The organism is Flavobacterium tibetense (genome assembly GCF_003293845.1).
Classification (GTDB): domain Bacteria; phylum Bacteroidota; class Bacteroidia; order Flavobacteriales; family Flavobacteriaceae; genus Flavobacterium; species Flavobacterium tibetense.
In genome coordinates this window covers 25416-48475 of record NZ_QLST01000008.1, presented here as the reverse complement: position 1 = coordinate 48475, position 23060 = coordinate 25416, and the positions used below count along the sequence as shown (strand labels likewise).

Sequence of the window (23060 nt, the reverse complement as noted above, 5' to 3'; positions counted from 1 at the left end):
GCAAATTTATTCTAAAAAAAAGAACAATCAAAATTATATTTAATTAATCAAAAGTTGTCCAATTGTAAGCTCCTATATCAGATGGATTAGTTCTTGATAAGTTTAATATATCAAATGTTCCGTTTGAAAAGGTGAAATTTGCTGTTCCTCTTGCCGCTGAATTTTCTCCAATTTGCAATTGGTTTTGATTTGGATTTTTAAATTCTGGTCGGTTTACAGTTGAGTTAGTTGCAATTAAACAATTGGTATAATTAGCACTCGAAGTAAATTGGTATAAAGGATTGTTTTGGAATTGGTTACTAAAATCAGCGAATTTAATCAAACAATTTTCAAAAGAATAATTGAATGTTGTTCCTTCTTTTTTTAATGAAATTCCTAAATTACTGGAACCGTAAATAATACAATTTTTAAAATTAGCACTTTCTAAAGGTGTTGGAACATTGTTTATTGGGTCGTCACTTAAAACTACACAAGTTTGATTCGGTCTTGGCCAATAATTGGCAAACGTACAATGCGTAAAATCATAAGCACCGCCAAAAGTTCCTGCAAAAGCGGTTTCACCACAATTGTTAATCACTACATTTTGTCCTGTTATTTTTCCTGTTCTTGCCAAAATTCCCACATTGGAACAGTTGTAAACTTGAACATTATTCAAGGTTAATGAAGGGTTTGCTGTTCCGTCATTTCCTGTTACGAGCATACCAACGGTGGCATTTTTCACGGTTAAGTTGGAAAGTATATTATTCGTACTTCCTTGTGTAAACCAAATCGTTCCCCATTGTCCAGGCGTTTCTGAAAATCCGGGTTCTAGTCGATCACCTTCAAAAATTACTTGATTTTCAATAGTACCATTTACCTGTAATGAAGCATTATTAGCCACAATTAATCCTGATTCGGCATGAAAATGAATTCTTGCACCTGCATCAACGGTTAAAGTTTCGTTAGGCGGAACAGCAGCATAGCCATAAACAACATAGGGTTTGGAATTGTTCCAATGGAGTTCGTTGCCGTTTATGGGGTCATTATCATCTAAAAAGAATCCATAAATTTCATCATCACCAATGGGCAATGTTTCTGTTGTTCCATCACCAAAACGTTCTGGATAAAGGAAGTAAGCATCTTGGATTAATGTTACTAATTCCACTTTTTGAAAATTGGTACCAACACCAAATAATAATTGATCCGTATATAAAAAATCAGTAGGATTTGAACTTGCAACATCGGCATTCACTGAAACAAAAATAAACATACTGTCTTTGGCTAACATTTCAACATTCAAAAATTCTTTTCCTGGCATTCCATCTACCATCAATTGGTATTTGGAACCAGCGCCTTTTCCTAAACGAATAGATGGAATGGATATGTTTTTATTACTTCTGTTGTAAACTTTTAAGGTATAAGTACTAGAACCAATATCTGTAAAAACGGTATCTAAATAAATAGTATCTCTTGAGAAACCAAGATTACCATTACTAGGTTCAAAGGTAAAATCTTCTCTGCAAGAAGTTAGAACTAAAAAGAAACCCAAGACTATATATAGATATGTTTTCATGTATGCTATTTTGTGTAAAAGTAAGTATTTTTTCTAATTAATAAACGCAATTATTAGCGTTTTCTTATGATAAATTACCCATTTGAAATTTGTATTTTTGTAAAAAAATATAGTTTATGTTCGATAAAGCTCGTGTTTTGGAAATGTGCAAGCAGTTCAGTAAAAACACTTTAATGGAAACTTTAGAAATAGAATTTACAGATGCAGCAGAAGGCATGCTACAAGCTAAAATGCCTGTGAATCCGAGAGTTCACCAACCAATGGGATTGCTTCACGGTGGTGCTTCGGTGGCTTTGGCAGAAAGTGTGGGAAGTGCTGCTTCAGCCATGTTTGTCAATACGGATGAAGAAGAAGTTAGAGGAATTGAAATTAGCGCCAATCACTTAAAAAGCAAACGCGAAGGAATGGTTTATGGAACCGCCAGAATCATTCATAAAGGCAGAAGCATTCATTTGTGGGAAATTAAAATCACGGATGAAGAAGGTGCTTTGATTTCGTTGTGTAAGTTAACAAATATGGTTTTACCAAGAAAAAAATAATGCCAATTTTCAAAGAAATACAAGCGCTTTTAGCCAAAGAAAACCCGTTCGTTTGTTATATAAAACCAAATGAAACCAAATGGAATTTACTCATACAAAACAACGATGAAATTATTCCGTTTTCGGGGCAATCGGGTTTTGTTTTTGCGCCGTTTGATGCTGGTTTAAAGGTTGTAATTCCAATCACTGAAGCTGATTTATCAACAGGAATTTTGGAAGAAATCAAAGCAAATAAATCAATCAATTTAGATGTTTTGGTGACCAATCAAAAAGAAGCTTTTGAACAATTAGTAACCAATGGCATTCAAGCGATTACCAATGGAAATTTCGAAAAAGTAGTGCTTTCAAGAAAAATAGAAATTACCAAAGAAATTACTATTATAGAAACATTTCAGAATTTAATTTCTTCTTATCCAACGGCGTTTCGTTATTTGTTTTTTCATCCGAAAGTGGGTATTTGGTTAGGAGCAACGCCAGAGCAATTGGTAAAAATTAAAGACAATCGTTTTGAAACTATGGCTTTGGCTGGAACCCAATTGTATTCAGAAAATGTAATTTGGGAAACCAAAGAAATCGAAGAACAACAATTTGTAACCAATTATATTTTAGCTAAAGTGAAAAATAAAGCTAATATGGTAAAGGTTTCTGAATTTCAAACAGTTAAAGCTGGAAATTTAGCTCATTTACAATCATTAATTTCGGGCGAACTAACGAGTGATTTTCAAGCATTGGAATTGATTGAAAGTTTACATCCAACACCAGCAGTTTGTGGTTTACCTAAAGAAAATGCGATTGATTTCATTTCCAAAAATGAAGGGTATGACAGAAAATATTATACTGGGTTTTTAGGTGAATTCCAAATGAACAATCAAACCGATTTATTTGTAAATTTACGCTGTTTGGAAGTAGAAAAGAATACTACAAATATTTACGTAGGTTGTGGTATTACTAAAGATAGCATTCCAGAAAAAGAATTTATTGAAACTGAAAATAAATCAATGACGATGCGTAATATTTTAGTTTTCAGTGCTCAGTAAATAGTGTTCAGACAAAATAACTTAGTGACTTAGCGCCTTCGTGGCAAAATATAAAAATATGAAATTAGACATACTAGCTTTTGGAGCGCATCCCGATGATGTGGAATTAGGTTGCAGCGGAACGATTGCCAAAGAAGTGAATTTAGGAAAGAAGATCGGAATTATCGATTTAACTCGAGGTGAATTAGGTACTCGTGGCTCAGTGGAAACTCGTAATTCGGAATCGGCTAAAGCTTCTGAGATTTTAGGCGTTTCTGTTCGGGAGAACTTAGACATGCGTGATGGTTTTTTTGTGAATGACGAAGCACACCAATTGAAAGTCATTCAAATGATTCGAAAATACCAACCTGAAATTGTGTTGTGCAATGCTATTGATGACCGCCATATTGACCACGGAAAAGGGAGTAAATTAGTAAGCGATGCTTGTTTTTTATCGGGTTTACGTCAAATCAAAACGGAACTTAATGGAGAAGTTCAAGAAGCTTGGCGACCAAAAGTAGTGTATCATTACATCCAATGGAAAAACATAGAACCTGATTTTGTTGTGGATATTTCAGCATTTATGGAAACCAAAATGCAATCGGTTTTGGCATATAGTTCGCAATTTTATGATCCAAAATCCAATGAACCTGTAACGCCAATTGCCTCAAAGAACTTTTTAGATAGCATCAAATACCGTGCGCAAGACTTTGGAAGATTAGTAGGAGTGGAGTATGCTGAAGGTTTTACGGTTGAAAGATATTTGGCTGTCAATAGTTTAAGTGATTTGAAATAAAATTGCTGTAAATTTTTTATAAAAAATGTTTGTAAAAGTTTAGAATTGCACTATATTTGCACTCGCAAAACAAATGGTGATTGTAGCTCAGTTGGTTAGAGCGTCGGATTGTGGTTCCGAAGGTCGCGGGTTCGAGACCCGTCTTTCACCCTTAACATTGGAAAGCCCTGAAGAAATTCAGGGCTTTTTTTATTTACTAATTTATGATTTAAGGGTTTTCGTACTTTTTGGATTTTTTATATATTTGGAGAAACAAATACATCATTAATAATGAAACAAATACTTATTCTATTTATTAGTATTACCACTTTTGCTCAATCGAAACTAGATAAAGAAATAGCAATAATTTTAGAAGAAGGAAAATTACTTTATAATTCTGAAATAGCGTCGTGGTATGGAACAGATATTTTTTTAGAAGTTTATAAAGAAAGAGAAAAAATAGGAGGGTATTTCTCATATACAGATTCAAATAATCTTTCGAAGTGTATATTTTTTTCAAAAGAAGATAAGCCAAAAGTTATTGGTGCAATTAATTTTGAATCAACTATTAAATTAGAAACAGCTAAAGCTGATTTGAAAGTTAGAGAATTTACTAAAAATGAACTTGAACTTTATAAATTAAGAAAAGAGGCTCTAACTATTATTTATTCGGACACGATTTTTAAAACGTATTCAAATACAAATTTTAATGTAATTCCAATAATTAACAAAAATCAGAAAAAAGTTTTTGTTTTAACAGGACCAAAAATTAATAATATAGTTATTCTAGGAAATGATTACTTATTGAATTTTGATAAAAATAATAAGTTATTAAATCGTAGAGCTTTACATAAAAATATAATACCAATTCAAATTGATGAAGATAAAGAGCTTGAAGCTACGATGCATAATCATCTTCATGAAACGGGTGATTTGATAACATCAACTGATATTTGTACATTAATGTTATATGGAAAAATATACAATATGAAACAGCATTTTGTTATTTCAGAAAAATATGTCTCTATTTGGAATTGTGAAACAGATACTTTGAATGTTATGACAACAGAAGCATTCGAGAAAATGGCAAAGTAGAATATAAAAATAAAAAGCTCCGAATTATTTCGGAGCTTTTTATTTATGCAAAGTAGCATTTATAATTCTCAATAAAATTCCGTAACTTTATAGTTGCCCTAAGTTAATGTCTAATTAAATCGTAGGGGTATGAAAAAAGGAATTGTAATTTTTGTTTTGTTCTGTTTTTCATTTGTTTTCGGACAAGAAAAAGAAGCAGAAAATAACATTCAAATAGGTTCTTTGGGTTCCAGTTTGTATGTTGGAAAAATAGGAAGTGTTGGTGTTTTCTACGAACATTATTGGGAATCGTGTTCCAATTATGTGAAAGCTCTTGGATTGGAAATAAACAGTTTAGTGGCTGAAGTTCCTCAAAATGGATTTTCTTATGGAAACGGTTTAGAAGCTAGAATTGGCTATAAAATGTATCTTGTCAAACAGCGATTTACTGGATTTTATTTGAAATCAAGTTTGGTTTACGGTACTATAAACTTCGATGAAAACAATAATTCCATTTTCGTTAATTCCAATTATAACGGGAAATACAGCTATTTTTCTGTTTTTTCTCCAGAATTAGGTTACGATTTTCTGATGGTTAAAAAACTTCGCGTTGGTTTCAATTTGGGAACCCAATGGCAATTGGAAACAAAAGGAACTAGAGATGTTGATAACCAAGATTTTGACAACTGGATTTTTAGAGCCGGATTGCGATTGTCGTATGATTTTCACTTCAATTGATTTTATTTCAGCCCAACTTGAACTAACATAACAACTCCAATAAAAAGTATTAATACCAATGACAATTGTTTGAAACGATCTTGTGGAACAAATTTTAAAATTCTTTTTCCAATGTAAGTTCCAATTAACCCAATTACAAACAAAAACGGAACATAAAGCAATTCGTCTTTACCAATGTAACCACTTTGGAAATAAACAATAGTTCGGGTAAAGTCGATAAAAAAATCAATTGCTGCTGATGTAGCGATAAAAACACTTTTTTCCAAATTAAAAGCCGCCATCGTAATTCCTCTAATTGCTCCGCCAGTTCCTAGAAGTCCAGCAGTAAATCCAGAAAGTGAACCACCAATTAAAGATTGTTTTAGTTCAGGTTTGACTACCAAATTCTTTTTAATCAAGAACAACAAACTGAAAAAAATCAGAAAAATTCCCAAAGCTATTTCTAAGAAAAAAGAATCCAAATAATTGGAAAGTATGCCACCAATAATTACAAAAATCACTGATGGAACACCAATTTGAAGCAATAGTTTTTTATCCAAACCTTTTCTGAATAAAGCAATTTTACTCAAATTACTCGACAAATGGAAAATCGCCGTTAATCCGAGAACCGATTGAAAAGTAAAGAAAAAACTAGCAATGGGAACAAAAAATACGGAAGAACCAAAACCACCAATGGTTCCAATAACTTCAGCTACTAAAGACAAGAGTAAAAAAAGCCAACTAATTCTCTCGAACATATCATTGTTTTACCAAATATAAACAAAAAACTCCTACAAGTTATGCAGGAGTTTGTTATTTCAGTTGTTTTACTGAATTATAATTTATCCATATTTTGAGCCAATGTCTCAATAAATTTGGTAATTGGTCCTTTGATCATCATCGCCATCATTGGATTGAATTCGCCTTGAAAATCCAATTGCACATCAGTTGTGTCGTTAACTGCAGTTAAATTAGCAGTTAAAGTAAAAGGTAATTTACTTGAAGCCGCACCCAAAACTACTTGTGAATGTGGTGTAGCTCCTTTTTTTACCAATTTAATTTCTGGCATTCCTTTTAAACCAAATTCAAAACAATTTTCATCAATTACTTCAAATTTTGCAATGTTTTCAGGCATTAATTTTTCAAAATTCTTTACGTCAGTCAACGCGTTGAATAAATATTCCGCTGATTTGGCTACGTTTACCTTTGGACTTTCTAAGTTCATATGTTTTTTTGTTTGTAGTTTATTATTTATTGTTTCAAGTTTCAATTTTGTAACACAAAGTTTCACGAAGTTTTACACAGAGATGCACGGAGTTTTTTTAACTGGATTGTTTTGAGAGAGTTTACTTCGTCAGTTCGCTATTGCTCGGGTCACAGAGACGTTTCACTTGATTTTTGAGCTTGTACTTGAACTTGTTTTTTGTTTCAAACTATGTTGTCTAACTTCTAACTTCTAATCTCTAACTTCTATCTTCTTTTCCAAACTAAACTTCCACATTCCACTCCGCTGGATTGGCGTTCCAAGCAGCTAAAGTTTCCATTTCGTTTTCTGAAACGTATTGTTTGTCAACGGCTTTTTTAATTAAGTTTTCGTAATTACTTAATGTGTAAACATCTAAATTCGCAGCTTGAAATTTCTCTTTCGAAATTGGAAATCCGTACGTGAAAATGGCTGCCATTCCTTTTACATTGGCACCTTCATTGCGTAAAGCTTCAACCGCTAATAGACTACTTCCGCCAGTTGAAATTAAATCTTCTACTACGATTACATTTTGTCCTTTTTGTAAATAACCTTCCACTTGGTTTTGGCGACCGTGTTTTTTTGGTTCCGGACGAACGTATACAAATGGTAATCCCATCGCTTCTGCAACCAAAATTCCTATTCCAATAGCACCAGTGGCTACACCAGCAATTACATCGGGTTTGCCAAATTTGTCTTCAATTTGTTTGGCAAATTCATCACGAATGTAATTTCTAACCGCTGGAAATGACAGAATTATACGGTTATCACAATAAATCGGAGACTTCCAGCCTGAAGCCCACGTAAAAGGATTTTTAGAATTTAATTTAATTGCGTTTATTTGTAAAAGCAATTCGGCTGTTTGTTGTGCTGTGTTGGTATTAAAAATCATATTGCAAATGTATAAAGTTTTTGTGAACGATAGACCACTTTTTTTGACAAATCAAGTACAAAAAGAGACTGATTTCAAACTTTTCTTATTGGAAAGCATTGATATCAAGAAGTTGATAGTGAAAATGTTTCAGAATAAAATTCAGCAAGCATTTTTATATCATCCCGATGAGAAATTAATCATGAAAACTTTGAAAGCCAAACTTCCAGTAGTGAAAGCCGGCGGTGGATTGGTTTATAATACCAAAGGCGAAGTCTTATTCATTTTTAGAAACGGCAAATGGGATTTACCCAAAGGCGGCACCGAAAAAAACGAAACCATGGAAGAAACCGCCATTCGGGAAGTGGAAGAAGAAACTGGCGTTACAGGTTTAAAAATCACCAATAAACTCCAAAAAACCTATCATATTTTCAAACGCAACGGTCGCTACAAGCTAAAAGTTACGTATTGGTACGAAATGCAAACCGATTTTAATGGAACGCCACAAGCACAAGAAGAAGAAGGCATTGAAAAAGTAGCCTGGATTAAACCAGAAGAAATTCCAACGGTTTTAGCCAATTCGTACGAAAATATCAAGTTGTTGTTTGAAGGAGAGAAAGTGGTTTGATTTGAGAAGTTAGAGGTTAGAGGTTAGAAAATAGATTATGAGTTTAGAGGAAAAAATATCGAATAATAATAAAAAATTAGTAGATTGTCAAGTAAGGTAGCTTTCAGAATATCAATTTTCAATCTAATAATAATTTTATTTTTAATATTAGATAATCTTATACCAAATTATAAATCTGAAGTTTCTTATTTGAATTCAATTTATGGTTTTTCTGAGAAAAGTAGCTATGTTAGAGTTTCAAATAAAAGACCAGCTATTGATTTTAAGATTATACTTGAGCTAACGGATGATAAAAAATATAGATTGGGTTTTAATCCAGAAAATGAAAAATTCGAAAAGGGAATAAAAATTAAAGTTTATAAATCATTTATATCCAATAATGTAAACTTTATTGAAATCTATGATGATAGTTGGGAAAAATATTACTGTGGACTCTTAAGAAACTATGCTGTTTTATTTCCTTTTATACTTTCAATAATATTATCAATTTTTAGTTTTCAATTTTTAGAAAATAAAATTATTCATATTGGATTGATTTTGTCAATGATGTATCTGACAATTTTATTTTTTACTTATAATTTTTATTTTTAGTCTAATTCACCCTAAAAACCGGATACAACAAATGCGCTTTTTCGTAATGCGGTGATTTTTTGTACACCCAGTCTAATTGAGCGGCGCCGTTTTCTGCGAACTTTTTATCTTCTTGTTTTTTCTGTTCCAATTCGGCTTTGATTTTTGGGTTTTTATCCAGAAATTCTTTAGCTAAATCTTCAAAAACATAACTCGAAAAATATTCTTTTTGTTGTAAAATCGCATCAAAGAAATTCCAATTGAAATAACTGTCAACGGCTTCGGGTTCTAGTGTTTCCAATAAATATTTAATACCTTTTTGTTCGGTTGAAAACACATAATCACCAGCGAAAAACTGTATTTTTTCCGTTTGACGCTCTACTTTGGTATTGTAATGTCCGTAATGTCCTTCGTAAGGCGATTTTGCCGTTTCGTATTGCGCAATTTTATAGGTTTCTACTTCAATAATCGTATCTTTTTTCAATTGGGAATATTCCATTTTGTTCAATAGCAATACATCTAAAACTGGCCATTGCGATTGTGGAATCATATATGCTTTTGGAACGGTCACAAATTGAGTCGCTTTGTACTTGCCATAAAACGGAATTTTCTTCGTAAAAGGGCGACTTCTATCATAATACAAACGGTTTTTTCCTGAAACGTCGCTTGGTTTATAACCCGCTTCAAATCCTTTGAAATCGATATACGAAACTTTGGAAGAATCAATCGCCCAATCAATTGGATACGAATCACCCGCTTTATAAGTAGTCGCAGCAGCAGCTCGAACCGATTTAATTTTAGCATGATTTTTTTCAGCATAAGAAATCGCACTTACCATGAATTCGTAAGTTACTTTCACGCGTTTGTTGTAGGCTTTCAACATGTGTGTTTCGGGAACGAATCCTAAAGTGTTGAATAAAGTGGTGTAACCTGTTGCATATCTTGGCGTATCTGGAAATTGATTGAAACCGTTTTTTTCTGGCGTAGTGCCGTAAACATTCACATACGGTACCACATCAATTTTCTTTTTTTGCATGTCTTTCACCATTTCGGGATACATTTCATTAATGAAAAATTCTCCCAATGCGCCGCCCAAACGTTCATGTTGGGTTGCAATGCAAGTAAAGGTATATTGGTAATCCGCTCCGTTGGAAACGTGATTGTCTAGGAAAATATCAGGTTGTAATTCTGAAAAAATGGCTTGAAAACTTCTTGAATTTTTAGAATCCGATTTGATGAAATCGCGGTTTAAGTCAAAATTTCTTGCATTTCCTCTGAAACCGTAAGCTTCTGGACCGTTTTGATTGGCTCTTGAATAGGAATTTCGGTTCAACATACCGCCAATGTTATATACTGGAATCGCTGCAAACAATACGTTTTTTGGCGCTTTTACTTTTCCAGTGGCTAAATTGCGAAGTAGTATCATAGTAGCATCAATTCCGTCAGGTTCTCCAGGATGAATACCATTGTTGATTAGAATTACGGTTTTATTGGCATTTGATTCAAAATTGGCATCGGCTGAAAACAAGACCAAATGCAAGGGTTTTCCGCTGTCGGTTTTGCCTTTTTCTATCATTTGGATGGTTGGAAAAGCAGCGTCTAATTTTTGGTAGAAAGCAATACATTGTTCGTATGTAGTGGTTTGATTGCCGTTGCCTGTTTCATAAGGGGTTACCAATTTATTTTGTGCCAATGTTACTATTGAAAAGAAAAACAAACTGAATTTTAGTAATCGCATATTGAAAGGAAATTTGAGTTTCAAAAATAAAGTTTTTTACTTGAACCACATAGAAACATAGGTTAATTGTTAGTTGAAAAAAGTCGTTTTTACTCTCTTTTAGTTCACATAGGCTATCTGTAACCCAACTTTGGGCTATTTTATTCTTTTTCCCTTATGTTTCTATGTGGTTAAATCTTTACTCATTTAAAATCATTAAATAGGTTAATTTAAGAATGAAATAGCTTAAATCAACAATCATCACTATCTTTGCCGTATGAGTCGAAATCCGTTTTCCAACAATGTTCTTTTGAATCTTGGTATTCCAAGTTTAAACAAAATGCAAGAAGTAGCGCAACATGCTATTTTAAATGAAGATAATGTTTTATTGCTTTCTCCAACAGGTTCGGGGAAAACTTTGGCGTTTTTATTGCCTATTTTCCAATTATTGGAAGAAGACATAAAAGGCGTGCAATGTATAATTTTAGTTCCTTCGCGTGAATTAGGGTTGCAAATTGAACAAGTTTGGAAAAAAATGGGCACGCATTACAAAGTCAATACGTGTTATGGCGGCCATTCGATTGATATTGAAATCAATAATTTAAGTAATCCACCAGCCATTTTAATTGGAACACCTGGAAGAATTGCCGATCATTTAGACCGTGGCAGTTTTGCTACCGAAAATATCAAAACCTATGTTTTAGACGAATTTGATAAGTCGTTGCAATTGGGTTTTCATGAAGAAATGTCGTATATCATTGGGAAAATTACTAGAGCTAACAAACGCGTTTTAGTTTCTGCGACTTCAGGTGTTGAGATTCCGAAATATACCAAAGTGATTAACCCAAAAGTTGTCGATTTTATTCCCAAAGAAAAACAGAATGAGAATTTAGATATTCGTATTGTATTCTCGAAATCGAAAGATAAAATTGACTCGCTTTTTCAGTTGATTTGTTCGTTGAATTCGGAAGCAGCGCTAATTTTTTGCAACCATAGAGAAGCAGTGGAACGCATTCATGAAATGTTAACTGCCAAAGGAATTATTTCCACGTACTACCACGGCGGATTAGACCAAGACGAGCGCGAACGAGCGTTGATTCAGTTTAGAAATGGTAGTGTTTCGTATTTGATTACAACCGATTTAGGCGCAAGAGGATTGGATATTCCTGAAATGAAACACGTAATTCATTACCATTTACCAGCCAAAGAAGACGAATTCACGCACCGTAACGGAAGAACCGCTCGTATGTTAGCCACAGGAACCGCCTACGTTATCATCCACGAAACCGAAAAGAAAGCCGATTATTTTGATTATGGCAAACGAAGATTAGATGTTTCCAATGCGAAATCGTTACCCAAAGCACCTTTGTATCAAACGCTATACATTAGCGGCGGCAAGAAAAATAAGCTGAATAAAATTGACATTGTAGGTTTCTTTTCTCAAAAAGGCCAACTAGAAAAAGACGACATCGGTTTGATTGAAGTGAAAGATTTCATTTCGTTTGTAGCGGTAAAATATGCTAAAGTAAAAACCTTGCTGCAAAACATCAAAGACGAAAAAATGAAAGGCAAGAAATACAAAATTGAAGTAGCAAGGAAAGTGATTAAGAAGGAAGAGGAGTAGGGTTTGATGAAAAGTTTTAAGCTAATTTATTTCTTTACCTTAGCTTGTAAAACCTCTATCAAATCTTTTTTTGAATTTTCACTTTCTGTTGAAAATCCAAATTTCAATATTCCAAATCCCATTAATAACATAAACAATGGGAATATAACAACGTGAATTGGTGTCTCTCCGAAAATTGCACCGAACAAAGTCGAAATGAATGCGAATGAAACTCCTGCAAACCAAAGTGTCATTAATCCTTTCACAAATGATGCTGGTTTCAATTCAATTTCAATTTCAGTACCACTAAATTTATCAATAATTTTTCCATTAATTACAGGAAGAAATGAATTTCTATAATTTATAATTCTTGTTACATTAAAACAATCACCAATGATACTTCCTTCAAATTTTTTATCGGTTAAAATAATTTTATTCCTATGACTGAAACTTTGTTTTGGTATACTACTAGATTTTAATTTTTCTATTACTTCTGTTTTTGAAAATTCGGTAATAAGGGTTAACTTTTCACTTGGTAATATTTTCATTTTCTTAATTTTGATGAATTAATGACATGTCTTAACAATTCCAAATATACCAATTTCCTTCAAAGTTAAACAAATAATTATCTTATTCTACTACCAATTATTTTAGCTCCATAAAGGTTGTTCTTTCCAATTTTTTGGAAATCCCATTTCATCAAGTGCGATTGAAGGATTTTCATTTAATAATTCTATAATTTTTTCTTTTACGGTGTGACCTTCTGAAACCTTATTTAAAACAAATACTATACAAGAAATGCAATGAAAAACAGAATTTAAATTTGATGGAATTTCGATGAAGTTAAATTCCGTCTTGTGTAAACTTTTTGGAGGGAAATCTATGTTTCTATTCCATAATCTGCTATGATGAGCAATAATATTTCGTATGGTATTAAAAGATTGAAGCCAACTTTTTAAGAAACTAGCATTTGGTAAGTTGAATTCTTTTGCAATTCGGTCTTTTGCTGTAATATCGTTTTTAAGATTACTGTATATTTTTGACAAACAACCGAATGAAACCACTTCTAAAGTTTTGTAGGCTGGTGGTCTGTTTTCATTGCTGTATTTGTTGTAATGGCTTTCAATGAAAATTTCTTTAGTTCTTGCTAATTCTTTATCAATATCATCTAATGAATCAATAAAAAAGCTTTCATTAAAGAATATATTTTTGTCTTCAAACCACCATTGTTCTTTTTCAATAGACAAATAATAAATCATCTTTGTTCGAAGTGCAATTTCGATTCGTTCCAGAGCATCAAATAGAAGAAGTCTTAATTTGCGGTCAAAAGTGTATAAGTCAATGACACTTTCAAAAGTAGTATTTGGTTTAAATGTATGATTGTTTTTATCAATCTGAAATTCCCACCAAAATCCTTGTAATCTGAAATAGCTGATGTTTTTGAGAAAACTCTTTGCGGTTTCAACATCATTAATAATCATTCCTCTTTCTTGAAGTAACTCAATTTGTTTATCAAAAGAGAGTATCTTTTTTGGGTAATCTTTTCTGTTTGGCATATACTATAAAAAAAAGACCCGCCTGGGTACGCGTTACAATAAAGTAATGAAGCGTGGCGAGTTCGATTAGTACAAAAATACAACTTTTTTTAAATGTACCAAATTTTTTATGTTTTTTTATAGCGTCTTTAGGTTATTAAAAATTGAAATAGCTAGGTAAGTTATTTTATTTTTTAAATACCTCAATAGGTTTTGGATTCTCAGGAAATCCGATAAGTTCATTATTATAAAAATACATATTATAAATTAAACCTTTTTTGACCCCTTGAAGTAAAATACTATCTCCAATTCTTTCATTCATACCCATTTCCATTTTTTGAATGCTATCCTTTGATTTTAGTTCATAAATTGAATAATAATTTGGGTTTTCAGAGATTTCTAATTTAAAATTCCTGTTTTCAATTTTAAATTCATAGTTGGTTTTTGTGTAAGGATGATTTTCTATCCAAGAATTCAAAAAAAATGAAAATATCCAATAACTGATAAAAGAATTAATTAAGAACACAACAGAATACTTTTTATTAAAAAAGAAAACAAGGCAAGCAATAAGAATATTTGCCCCAATTATTTCCAATCTATAAGACTCCACACCTAATGACATGAAAGGATAAGGTTTAATTATACTGATCCAATATTTCATTAGAAAAATATCGACTAGTATTATTAGAAAAGCAATAATGATTATGTTTTTCTCTGATTTGGTCATTTTTATTTAAATAATATAAAACCTATTAAAATTCCATTTTTGTTTAAATGGTCATGATAGATAATTGCAATAGGTTCATTCAAGTATTTTGAAACTAATTTATCAATTTTCTTTTTGGGTAATTTGAAAGCTAATCTACTATCATTTTCATCTTGAAATTCGGCTATAATTTTATTTTCAGTTATAAATTTTACTTCCCGTTTTATAATTCTAGAATTATAGTCGTAAAAAACAAATAAATTCAAATTCTCATATTCATCTGTAATATTCAATTCGATTGTGTAAATTTTTGAATTAAAATAATTACTTTGAATTAATAACTCTGAATCTTTCGTTAATTTCCAAGTCGTTAATGTGTCAGTTTCTACTTTAGCAAAAGTAGTATTTGAAATTCCGAAAAATAAAATCAGAATTGCTACTTTAATATAATTTCTCATTTAATTAATTAACATAAGTTTAAAATAATTACAAAAAATCAAATATAATCAAAACAACCAAATTCCCCTACAAAAAAATCCCAAGTCCAGTATTTTTTGGAATTTGGGATTTGAGTCTTTTTAAGGTTTATTTTTTTTACCTGATGTTTTCAATGAATTTTGGAATTTCACTAATCGGGTTTTCTTTTAAGAAATTGATAAACGCACTTCCAATAATGGCGCCTTTTTGGTGTTTTGTGGCTTGTTGAAAAGTTTCTTGGTCTTTGATACCAAAACCTACAATTTGAGGATTTTTTAAGTTCAAATCAACAATTCTTTGGAAATACTCCATTTGCTCCAAACCAAAACCCGATTGACTTCCCGTTACCGCAGCCGAACTCACCATGTAAATAAAACTATCCGAAACCGCATCAATCTGCTGAATGCGTTCTACTGAAGTTTGTGGCGAAATCAAAAAGATGTTTTTCAAGTTGTATTTTTCGAAAATCGCTTGGTATTCGGTTTCGTAAACGTACAAAGGCAAATCAGGAATAATCAAGCCATCAATGCCAACTTCCGCACATTGTTGACAAAATTTCTCTATACCAAATTGCATCATCGGATTAAAATAGCCCATGATAATCAAAGGAATTTTTACACTTTTACGAATGTCTTTCAGCTGCTCAAATAGGAGCGAAGTCGTCATGCCGTTTTCAATAGCTTGTGTCGAACTTTCTTGAATGGTTGGACCATCCGCTAATGGATCGGAAAATGGTAAGCCAATTTCAATCATTTCCACACCGTTTTTTTCCAATTCCTGAATAATGGAAACGGTATCGTTCAATTTCGGAAATCCTGCTGTGAAATAAATCGAAAGCAATTTTTTGTTTTCTTGTAATTTTTGGTTTATTCTGTTCATTTTTTAAGATGCTAAGTTTATGCCACGAAGGCACAAAGACACAAAGTTTTTTTTATGTTTTACTAAATTAAACCGCAAAGCTTTTAACATGAAGATTTATAATATTTTGTGAGCTTTGTGCCTTCTTTGTGTCTTTGTGGTTTAAAAAAATTGTGTCTTAATAAATTAAAATTTAAAATAATCAATATACGTATTCAAATCTTTGTCGCCTCTTCCTGATAAGTTGATGACTACAATTTCGTTGGGTTCAAATTGTTTTTTATCCAAAACTGAGAAAGCGTGAGCCGTTTCTATGGCAGGAATAATGCCTTCTGTTTTTGAAATTTCCAATCCAGATTGCATGGCTTCTGAATCGGTTATAGCAATAAATTCTGCACGTTTGGTATCGTGTAAATGCGCGTGAAGTGGCCCAACACCAGGATAATCTAATCCAGCGGAAATGGAGTACGGTTCGGTGATTTGTCCGTCTTCGGTTTGCATTAATAAGGTTTTGCTTCCGTGAATAATGCCAATTTTCCCCAAAACAGATGTCGCAGCGCTTTCACCAGAATCTACGCCATGTCCAGCCGCTTCTACAGCAATTAACTTTACGGATTCTTCATCTAAAAACTCGTAAAAAGCACCAGCAGCATTACTTCCGCCACCAACACAAGCAATTACATAATCTGGATTTTCTCTGCCTTCTTGCGTTAGGAGTTGGGACTTAATTTCTTTGGAAATCACACTTTGAAAACGCGCTACCATATCGGGATAAGGATGCGGTCCAACCACCGAACCAATGATATAAAACGTATCAATCGGATTGTTTATCCAATCGCGAATCGCTTCATTTGTGGCATCTTTCAAGGTTTTCGAACCCGAAGTGGCTGGACGAACTTCTGCGCCCAACATTTTCATGCGAGCCACATTTGGCGCTTGTCTTTTGATGTCGACTTCACCCATATAAACAATGCATTCCAATCCCATTAAAGCGCAAACCGTTGCTGTTGCTACGCCGTGTTGACCAGCGCCAGTTTCTGCGATTATTCGGGTTTTTCCTAAGCGTTTGGCAACTAAAATTTGACCAATCGTGTTGTTGATTTTGTGCGCGCCAGTATGACACAAATCTTCTCGTTTTAAGTAGATTTTTGTATTGTATTTTTCCGATAATCTTTTGGCAAAATACAAAGGCGTTGGTCGTCCTACAAACTGTTGCAACAACTCATTAAATTCTTCTTGAAAAGAAGGTTCTGCCATGATTTTTAGGTAATTCTCTTTTAAATCTTCTACATTCGGATACAACATTTCAGGAATGAAAGCGCCTCCAAATTGGCCGTAAAAGCCGTTTTCGTCTACGTTATATTTCGTGTTCATAAAGCAATTTTTTAAATTTTTCTAATTCAATTGTATTTTTCAAGCCGGGTTTTGTTTCAAATTGACTATTTACGTCGATAGCGATACATTTTTCAGCCACTTTGGTTTTTTGGAACTCTATAATCGCTTCTATTTCATTTATTCCAATGCCACCACTCAAGAAAAACGGTTTTTCAAATGGATAATTTTCCAATACATTCCAATCGAAAGTAACGCCGTTTCCGCCAGGCAGTTTTCCTTTGGTATCAAAAAGAAAATAATCAACCATTGGAAGAAATTGTTCTAAAACGCTGAAATCAAAATTAGTACCAATGGAAAATACTTTGATAATTTCGACATTCAGTTGTTTGATTTCGGTACAAAAATTTGCGGATTCGTTGCCGTGTAATTGTACGATATCCAATTGATATTGATTAATTTTCGATCGAATTTCTGTCGCCGTAGCATCTACAAAAACCCCAACTTTTTTGGTAGTTTCAGGAAGTTCAGGAAGCAATCCAACATCCATCATCCGACTCGATTTTTCCCAGAAAATAAAACCCAAGTAATCTGGTTGTAACGCGGCAATTTCTGTAATGTTTTCTGGATATTTCATGCCGCAGATTTTTAATTTTTTCATTTTCTTTTATTTATTACCACATAGAAACATAGTTTTTGGTTTACTTAATTGAGGCGTTTCCCTTTTTTAAGTTTTCATAGTCTATGTTTATCTTTAAAAACATCATTATATTTTACCTTTTTCACCACATGGAAACATAGTTTTATGGTTTACATAATTGAGGCGTTTCCCTTTTTTAAGTTTTCATAGTCTATGTTTATCTTTAATAACATCATTATATTTTACCTTTTTTACCACATAGAAACATAGTTTTTGGTTTACTTAGTTGAGGCGTTTCACTTTTTTAAGTTTTCATAGTCTATGTTTACTGAGAATTCCTCTTACATTTTTAATCTATGTTTCTATGTGGTTAATTTCAAAAATTAAGTGGATCATTTTTAAAAAATTAAGTTGGTTATAAATCTTTTAGCTTCCAAACCTGGATTTTCGGTTTTCATGAAATGTTCACCCATTAAAAAACCTTGGTAACCAAAAGGTTGTAATTCTTTTACCGCTTCAACCGAACTAATACCACTTTCGGAAACTTTTACAAATTCGTCTGGAATTTTAGCTGCTAATTGTTTGCTGTAATCCAAACTCACTTCAAATGTTTTCAAATTGCGATTGTTTACGCCAATCATGTCTAAACTTGGCATAATCGACTTTTCTAATTCTTCCAAATTGTGGACTTCCAATAATACTTCCAATGCTAAACTTTGAGCAAATTCAGATAACTGTTTGATTTCTTCTCGGGTTAAAACCGCGGCAATAAGTAAAATTACATCGGCTCCGTGTGCTTTGGCTTCCAAAATTTGATACTCGTCAACAATGAATTCTTTTCGTAACAACGGAACATTTACCGAAGCTTTTGCCAATAACAAATCGTCTAAACTGCCACCAAAATATTTGCCATCCGTTAATACCGAAATCCCGCAAACGCCAGCATTTTGGTAACCCAAAACCACATCTTCCAACGAATGATTGTTGTTAATCACCAATTTTGATGGCGAACGACGTTTGTGTTCCGCAATAATTCCTGAAACGCTGTTTCTTAATAATTTACTCATGGAATACGTTCGAGAGTTGAACAAAACTGAAGCTTCCAATTGTGAAACTGGAATGATGCTTTTCTTTAATTCGACTTCTCGTTTTTTGTCGATGATGATTTTATCTAAAATATTCATAGCTATTATTTTTTTGTCACATCGAGCGGAGTTGAGATGTTCATAAGTTCTCAATTCCGATAATTCGGAACAGGCATTCGCTCGAATTGACAACTATTAATTACTTATTTCAATTAATTTTTTCAATTTTTCCAATGCTTTTCCGTTAGTTAAACTTTCTTGTGCTTTGGCTAGAGCTTCGTCATAACTTGATTTTTCAATGGTTTGAATAGCAATCGCTGCATTGACACAAACCACATTATTTTGAGCGATTGTTCCTTTTCTAGAAATGACATCGTAGAAAATTTTTGCAGCTTTATCAATGGTTGTTCCGCCTTTGATGGCTTCCAATTTACATTCGGGTAATTTGAAATCTATTGGTTTTAAAATTTGTTCGGTTGCATTGGAAATGATTTTTACTTCATCTGTCAAAGACACTTCATCAAAACCGCTTAATCCGTGTAAAATAGAGTAGTTGGTAGTAGTGTTTTGGTACAAATACGCATACATTCTGGCCAATTCCAAACTAAAAACACCCACCATTTGATTTTGTGGAAAGGAAGGATTTACCATTGGTCCCAACATATTAAAAAACGTTTTCACGCCTAATTCTTTTCGAATCGGACCCACATTTTTCATAGCAGGGTGAAAAAGTGGTGCGTGCAAAATGGCAATATTGGTTTCCTCGATGGATTTGGTTAGAAAATCTTGATTATTAGTGAATTTTACACCCATTTTTTCCATTACATTACTTGATCCTGAAATCGAAGAAACGCCGTAATTTCCGTGTTTGGCGACTTTAATTCCAGCACCCGCTACGATGAAAGAAGCTAAAGTGGAAATGTTGAACGTATCTTTTCCATCGCCACCTGTTCCACACAAATCGATGGTATTGTAAGCAGAAAAATCAACTGGAATACACAATTCCAACAAAGCTTCACGGAAACCTGATAACTCTTCAATGGTAATGCTTCGCATCATGTAAACCGTCATAAAAGCCGCAATTTGACTTGGATTGTAACTTCCTGAGGAAATGTTTACCAAAACGTCTTTGGCTTCTTCTTTGGTTAAAATTTCGTGATTGATTAATCGATTTAATATATTTTTCATTTGATTTTTTATTGACTGAACACTTCTAACTGACTTCTGAACACTAATTCTGAAGCCAATTTTCTAAGATTTTTTTTCCAAAAGGCGTTAAGACACTTTCAGGATGGTATTGCACACCTCGAATATCAAAATGAGCATGTTTCATCGACATAATTTGACCGTTTTCATCAGTTGAAGTTACGATTAAATCGGCTGGAAGGTTTTCATTGGAAACCACCCAAGAATGGTAACGACCCACTTCAAATTCGTTTGGTAAATTGTTGAAAATGAAGTCGTCTTCGGTTTTTGTGACTTTGGTAGCGACTCCGTGATAAACTTTTTCTAAGTTGGTTAATTGTCCGCCAAAAACTTCTCCAATAGCTTGTAAACCCAAACAAACGCCAAAAATACTTTTGCTTGAAGCATATTTTTTGATAACGTCTTTCAACAATCCCGCTTCATCTGGAATTCCTGATCCTGGCGAAAGTAGAATTTTATCAAATTTTTCTAGTTCATTCAATTCAAATTCGTCGTTTCTAAAAACGGTTACATTGGCATTCAAATCCTCTAAATAGTGGACTAAATTGTAGGTAAAACTGTCGTAATTGTCTATAACTGCTATTTTCATAATTTTTGTTTCAAGTTTCAAGTTTCAGGTTAGTTGAAACGTTTAAATATTTTCTGCTAAATCTAGTGCTTTTTGTAAAGCGCCTAATTTGTTGTATACTTCTTGCATTTCGTTTTCTTCGGAGGAACTTTCTACAATTCCGGCTCCGGCTTGAAAATGTAGGGTATGATTTTTGCTCAAAAAGGAACGAATCATAATCGCGTGATTGAAATTGCCTTCAAAATCTAATACTCCGATGGCGCCACCGTAGAAACTTCTGTTGGTTTTTTCAATGTTTTCAATCAATTGCATAGCTTTTACTTTTGGTGCTCCGGTTAATGTTCCTGCTGGGAAGGTTTTGGCTACTAATTCCATAAAAGTATGCTTTTCTTTTAATTTCCCAGTGACTTTTGAGACCAAATGAATCACGTGCGAGAAAAACTGCACTTCTTTGTATTTTTCTACTTTTACTTCGTGGCAACTTCTGCTTAAATCGTTTCTTGCTAAATCGACTAGCATGACGTGTTCGCTATTTTCTTTGGCGTCTTCTCCTAGTTTTTTGGCTAATTCAGCATCTTGTTCGTCGTTTCCTGTGCGTTTGAATGTTCCTGCTATTGGGTGAATTTCTGCCAAATTATTTTTGATTACCAATTGCGCTTCAGGTGATGAGCCGAATATTTTGAAATTTCCATAATCGAAATAGAATAAATATGGAGATGGATTGATGCTTCGTAAAGCGCGATATACATTGAATTCATCGCCTTTGAAACCTTGTGAAAATCTTCTAGACAATACCAATTGGAATACATCGCCACGTAAACAATGTCTTTTGGCTAACGAAACGTAGTTTTTGAATTCGTCATCAGTTAAGTTGGATGTTCCATTTCCTGATTTTTGGAAGGAAAAAGAAGCAAAGTTTTTTGCTTGTAATAATTGCTCGATTTCAGCGATATTGTTGTTACCATTAAAGCTATGACAGAACAAATACGCTTCATTTTTGAAATGATTAATTGCGATAATGTTTTGATAAACAGCGTAAAAGATTTCAGGAATTTTGTTTTCTAATGACTTTTCAGCAATCGTAACTTTCTCAAAATATTGAATGGCATCATAAGCTAAATAACCAAATAATCCTTGCGTAATGAATTTAAAATCAGATTTTTCGGTTTGGAATTGATTAGCGAAATTCTCGATTTCTTTGGCAACATTAACATCGGAATCAATTGGAATGATTTCTGAAAAACCATCTGGAAAATTCGTTTCAATTTTTTGATTTTCCACTTTTATGGAAGCAATCGGATTGAAACAGATGTACGAAAAACTGTTGTCATTCGCATGATAATCAGAACTTTCCAATAAAATACTATTTGGAAATTTATCGCGAATTTTTAAATAAACACTCACTGGCGTAATGGTGTCGGCTAGAATTTGTTTGAAGTTGGTATTTAATTTATATTTTTTCATAATTTTTTAATTTTTAGCAATAAAAAAAGGCTTGTCGTGATTGACAAGCCTTTTCTATGTATTTGGTTTTAAATGATACTATAGCAGGTTTCGCTCACGACGTTTGACGTAAGTTAGACCACCACCAAGTATTGTTTAAAATTGAAATCATTTTTTACTATTGTATGATGCAAATATTGCTAATTAATTTTTGAATAACCAAATTATTTTAAAAAATTAATATTTGTTCAGGATTTGGGCAATTGTTTAAATAGTATTCTAAATCGTCTTCGTGGCAAACGCCGGGATAATCTCCGTGATGCGATTGCATGTCTTTAATTAGTTGAAAATGAAGATGTGGTGCATAGTTTCCATTCACGGATTCGTCGCCTAGCGTTGCGATGATTTCTCCTTTTTTTACTTTTTGACCAATGGTTTTATTCTCCAAACTTTTTACTGATAAATGTCCGTATAAGGTATGAAAAATTTCTCCGTTGTGTTCGTGTTTTATGATGATGGTTGGGCCGTAATTGCCATAACCTTCGTTGTTTTGGAAGCTGTGAATTTCGCCATCGTAAGCGGCTAAAATGGGTGTTTCGGCTTCAATCCACAAATCTAAACCAATGTGAATGTCACGTTCTTTGGCTTCATTTTGTTTGAAAACATTGCTTTTTCGATATAAATTTCGTTTTTCGTTGTAACCGCCGTACGCAATGTTAGCATTGTTTTTTTGGTATAAAGCGTTCAAATAGTCTTGAAAAGCACTAACGTTACTAACGTCAATTTTAGCGAGTTCTTCATTGGTTACAGACAAATCCAAAAAAACATAATTGTCTTTTTCAAAAGTTGATTGAATGACTTGCGTTTTGGGTAATTGGTTTAGAAAGTTCATATTTTTTTCTACG

At 33.0% G+C, this 23060-nt stretch carries 25 protein-coding genes and 1 tRNA gene; 9 read left to right on the top strand and 17 right to left on the bottom strand.

Annotated elements, in window-relative coordinates; translation table 11 throughout:
* Positions 1 to 43 precede the first annotated feature (43 nt).
* Positions 44 to 1552 carry a hypothetical protein gene (locus tag DPN68_RS07600; protein WP_113989051.1) on the bottom strand — a complete coding sequence of 503 codons (1509 nt, stop codon included), beginning with the start codon at positions 1550 to 1552 and terminating at the stop codon, positions 44 to 46.
* Positions 1553 to 1668: 116 nt separating this feature from the next.
* Here DPN68_RS07600 and DPN68_RS07595 point away from each other — a divergent pair, with 116 nt between their 5' ends.
* The 6 genes from DPN68_RS07595 to DPN68_RS07570 all read left to right on the top strand — a co-directional run bounded on the left by DPN68_RS07595 (position 1669) and on the right by DPN68_RS07570 (position 5694).
* Entirely contained in the window at positions 1669 to 2091 is a 423-nt protein-coding gene (locus DPN68_RS07595) for a PaaI family thioesterase (protein ID WP_113989050.1), read from the top strand.
* A complete protein-coding gene (locus DPN68_RS07590; protein WP_113989049.1) occupies positions 2091 to 3128 on the top strand; it encodes a chorismate-binding protein in 1038 nt (345 codons plus the stop codon). The genes DPN68_RS07595 and DPN68_RS07590 overlap by 1 nt, the downstream gene beginning before the upstream one ends.
* 58 nt (positions 3129 to 3186) lie before the next feature.
* Positions 3187 to 3903 (top strand): bacillithiol biosynthesis deacetylase BshB1, encoded by a 717-nt coding sequence (gene bshB1 / locus DPN68_RS07585; protein ID WP_113989048.1) that lies wholly within the window; start codon positions 3187 to 3189, stop codon positions 3901 to 3903.
* A 75-nt stretch (positions 3904 to 3978) separates the two neighbouring features.
* A tRNA-His gene (locus DPN68_RS07580) sits at positions 3979 to 4054 on the top strand.
* A gap of 119 nt (positions 4055 to 4173) precedes the next feature.
* Positions 4174 to 4977 (top strand): hypothetical protein, encoded by an 804-nt coding sequence (locus DPN68_RS07575; protein ID WP_113989047.1) that lies wholly within the window; start codon positions 4174 to 4176, stop codon positions 4975 to 4977.
* Between the two features lie 129 nt (positions 4978 to 5106).
* Positions 5107 to 5694, top strand: a complete 588-nt coding sequence (locus DPN68_RS07570) for an autotransporter domain-containing protein (RefSeq protein ID WP_113989046.1) — start codon at positions 5107 to 5109, stop codon at positions 5692 to 5694.
* A 2-nt stretch (positions 5695 to 5696) separates the two neighbouring features.
* Here the strand turns inward: DPN68_RS07570 and DPN68_RS07565 are convergent, their stop codons facing one another.
* The 3 genes from DPN68_RS07565 to pyrE all read right to left on the bottom strand — a co-directional run bounded on the left by DPN68_RS07565 (position 5697) and on the right by pyrE (position 7808).
* A complete protein-coding gene (locus tag DPN68_RS07565; protein WP_113989045.1) occupies positions 5697 to 6431 on the bottom strand; it encodes a sulfite exporter TauE/SafE family protein in 735 nt (244 codons plus the stop codon).
* Between the two features lie 77 nt (positions 6432 to 6508).
* Positions 6509 to 6898, bottom strand: a complete 390-nt coding sequence (locus DPN68_RS07560) for an SRPBCC family protein (RefSeq protein WP_113989142.1) — start codon at positions 6896 to 6898, stop codon at positions 6509 to 6511.
* Between the two features lie 262 nt (positions 6899 to 7160).
* Entirely contained in the window at positions 7161 to 7808 is a 648-nt protein-coding gene (gene pyrE, locus DPN68_RS07555; RefSeq protein ID WP_113989044.1) for an orotate phosphoribosyltransferase, read from the bottom strand.
* 7 nt (positions 7809 to 7815) lie between these two features.
* Here pyrE and DPN68_RS07550 point away from each other — a divergent pair, with 7 nt between their 5' ends.
* Together DPN68_RS07550 and DPN68_RS07545 are read left to right on the top strand one after the other, a co-directional pair.
* Positions 7816 to 8415, top strand: coding sequence for an NUDIX hydrolase (locus DPN68_RS07550; protein ID WP_113989141.1), 600 nt, complete (start codon positions 7816 to 7818; stop codon positions 8413 to 8415).
* A gap of 84 nt (positions 8416 to 8499) precedes the next feature.
* Positions 8500 to 9006, top strand: a complete 507-nt coding sequence (locus DPN68_RS07545) for a hypothetical protein (RefSeq protein ID WP_113989043.1) — start codon at positions 8500 to 8502, stop codon at positions 9004 to 9006.
* 1 nt (position 9007) lies between these two features.
* Here DPN68_RS07545 and DPN68_RS07540 read toward each other — a convergent pair whose 3' ends face one another.
* Positions 9008 to 10723, bottom strand: a complete 1716-nt coding sequence (locus tag DPN68_RS07540; RefSeq protein ID WP_113989042.1) for a M14 family zinc carboxypeptidase — start codon at positions 10721 to 10723, stop codon at positions 9008 to 9010.
* Between the two features lie 256 nt (positions 10724 to 10979).
* On the opposite strand from DPN68_RS07540, the gene DPN68_RS07535 reads away from it, so the two are divergent.
* Positions 10980 to 12326: a DEAD/DEAH box helicase gene (locus DPN68_RS07535; RefSeq protein WP_113989041.1), complete on the top strand. Its 1347-nt coding sequence runs from the start codon at positions 10980 to 10982 to the stop codon at positions 12324 to 12326.
* Positions 12327 to 12352: 26 nt separating this feature from the next.
* Here DPN68_RS07535 and DPN68_RS07530 read toward each other — a convergent pair whose 3' ends face one another.
* The 12 genes from DPN68_RS07530 to DPN68_RS07475 form a co-directional block, all read right to left on the bottom strand.
* On the bottom strand, positions 12353 to 12853 hold the full coding sequence (locus tag DPN68_RS07530; protein WP_113989040.1) for a hypothetical protein: 501 nt from the start codon (positions 12851 to 12853) through the stop codon (positions 12353 to 12355).
* 102 nt (positions 12854 to 12955) lie between these two features.
* Positions 12956 to 13861, bottom strand: coding sequence for an Abi family protein (locus DPN68_RS07525; RefSeq protein WP_113989039.1), 906 nt, complete (start codon positions 13859 to 13861; stop codon positions 12956 to 12958).
* Positions 13862 to 14027: 166 nt separating this feature from the next.
* Entirely contained in the window at positions 14028 to 14567 is a 540-nt protein-coding gene (locus DPN68_RS07520; RefSeq protein ID WP_113989038.1) for a hypothetical protein, read from the bottom strand.
* 2 nt (positions 14568 to 14569) lie between these two features.
* Positions 14570 to 15004: a hypothetical protein gene (locus DPN68_RS07515; protein ID WP_113989037.1), complete on the bottom strand. Its 435-nt coding sequence runs from the start codon at positions 15002 to 15004 to the stop codon at positions 14570 to 14572.
* 136 nt (positions 15005 to 15140) lie between these two features.
* Entirely contained in the window at positions 15141 to 15902 is a 762-nt protein-coding gene (gene trpA, locus DPN68_RS07510; protein WP_113989036.1) for a tryptophan synthase subunit alpha, read from the bottom strand.
* 165 nt (positions 15903 to 16067) lie between these two features.
* Positions 16068 to 17255: a tryptophan synthase subunit beta gene (gene trpB / locus DPN68_RS07505; RefSeq protein ID WP_113989035.1), complete on the bottom strand. Its 1188-nt coding sequence runs from the start codon at positions 17253 to 17255 to the stop codon at positions 16068 to 16070.
* Entirely contained in the window at positions 17239 to 17874 is a 636-nt protein-coding gene (locus DPN68_RS07500) for a phosphoribosylanthranilate isomerase (RefSeq protein ID WP_239987054.1), read from the bottom strand. Before DPN68_RS07500 ends, trpB begins: the two co-directional genes overlap by 17 nt.
* Before the next feature lie 377 nt (positions 17875 to 18251).
* Positions 18252 to 19037, bottom strand: a complete 786-nt coding sequence (gene trpC, locus DPN68_RS07495; protein WP_113989033.1) for an indole-3-glycerol phosphate synthase TrpC — start codon at positions 19035 to 19037, stop codon at positions 18252 to 18254.
* A gap of 96 nt (positions 19038 to 19133) precedes the next feature.
* The gene (gene trpD / locus DPN68_RS07490; protein ID WP_113989032.1) at positions 19134 to 20126 is read right to left on the bottom strand and encodes an anthranilate phosphoribosyltransferase; all 993 of its coding nucleotides are present in this window, start codon (positions 20124 to 20126) and stop codon (positions 19134 to 19136) included.
* Positions 20127 to 20169: 43 nt separating this feature from the next.
* On the bottom strand, positions 20170 to 20736 hold the full coding sequence (locus DPN68_RS07485; RefSeq protein WP_162298405.1) for an anthranilate synthase component II: 567 nt from the start codon (positions 20734 to 20736) through the stop codon (positions 20170 to 20172).
* Between the two features lie 39 nt (positions 20737 to 20775).
* Positions 20776 to 22176 carry an anthranilate synthase component I family protein gene (locus tag DPN68_RS07480; RefSeq protein ID WP_113989031.1) on the bottom strand — a complete coding sequence of 467 codons (1401 nt, stop codon included), beginning with the start codon at positions 22174 to 22176 and terminating at the stop codon, positions 20776 to 20778.
* Positions 22177 to 22384: 208 nt separating this feature from the next.
* A complete protein-coding gene (locus DPN68_RS07475; protein WP_113989030.1) occupies positions 22385 to 23047 on the bottom strand; it encodes a peptidoglycan DD-metalloendopeptidase family protein in 663 nt (220 codons plus the stop codon).
* Positions 23048 to 23060 lie beyond the last annotated feature (13 nt).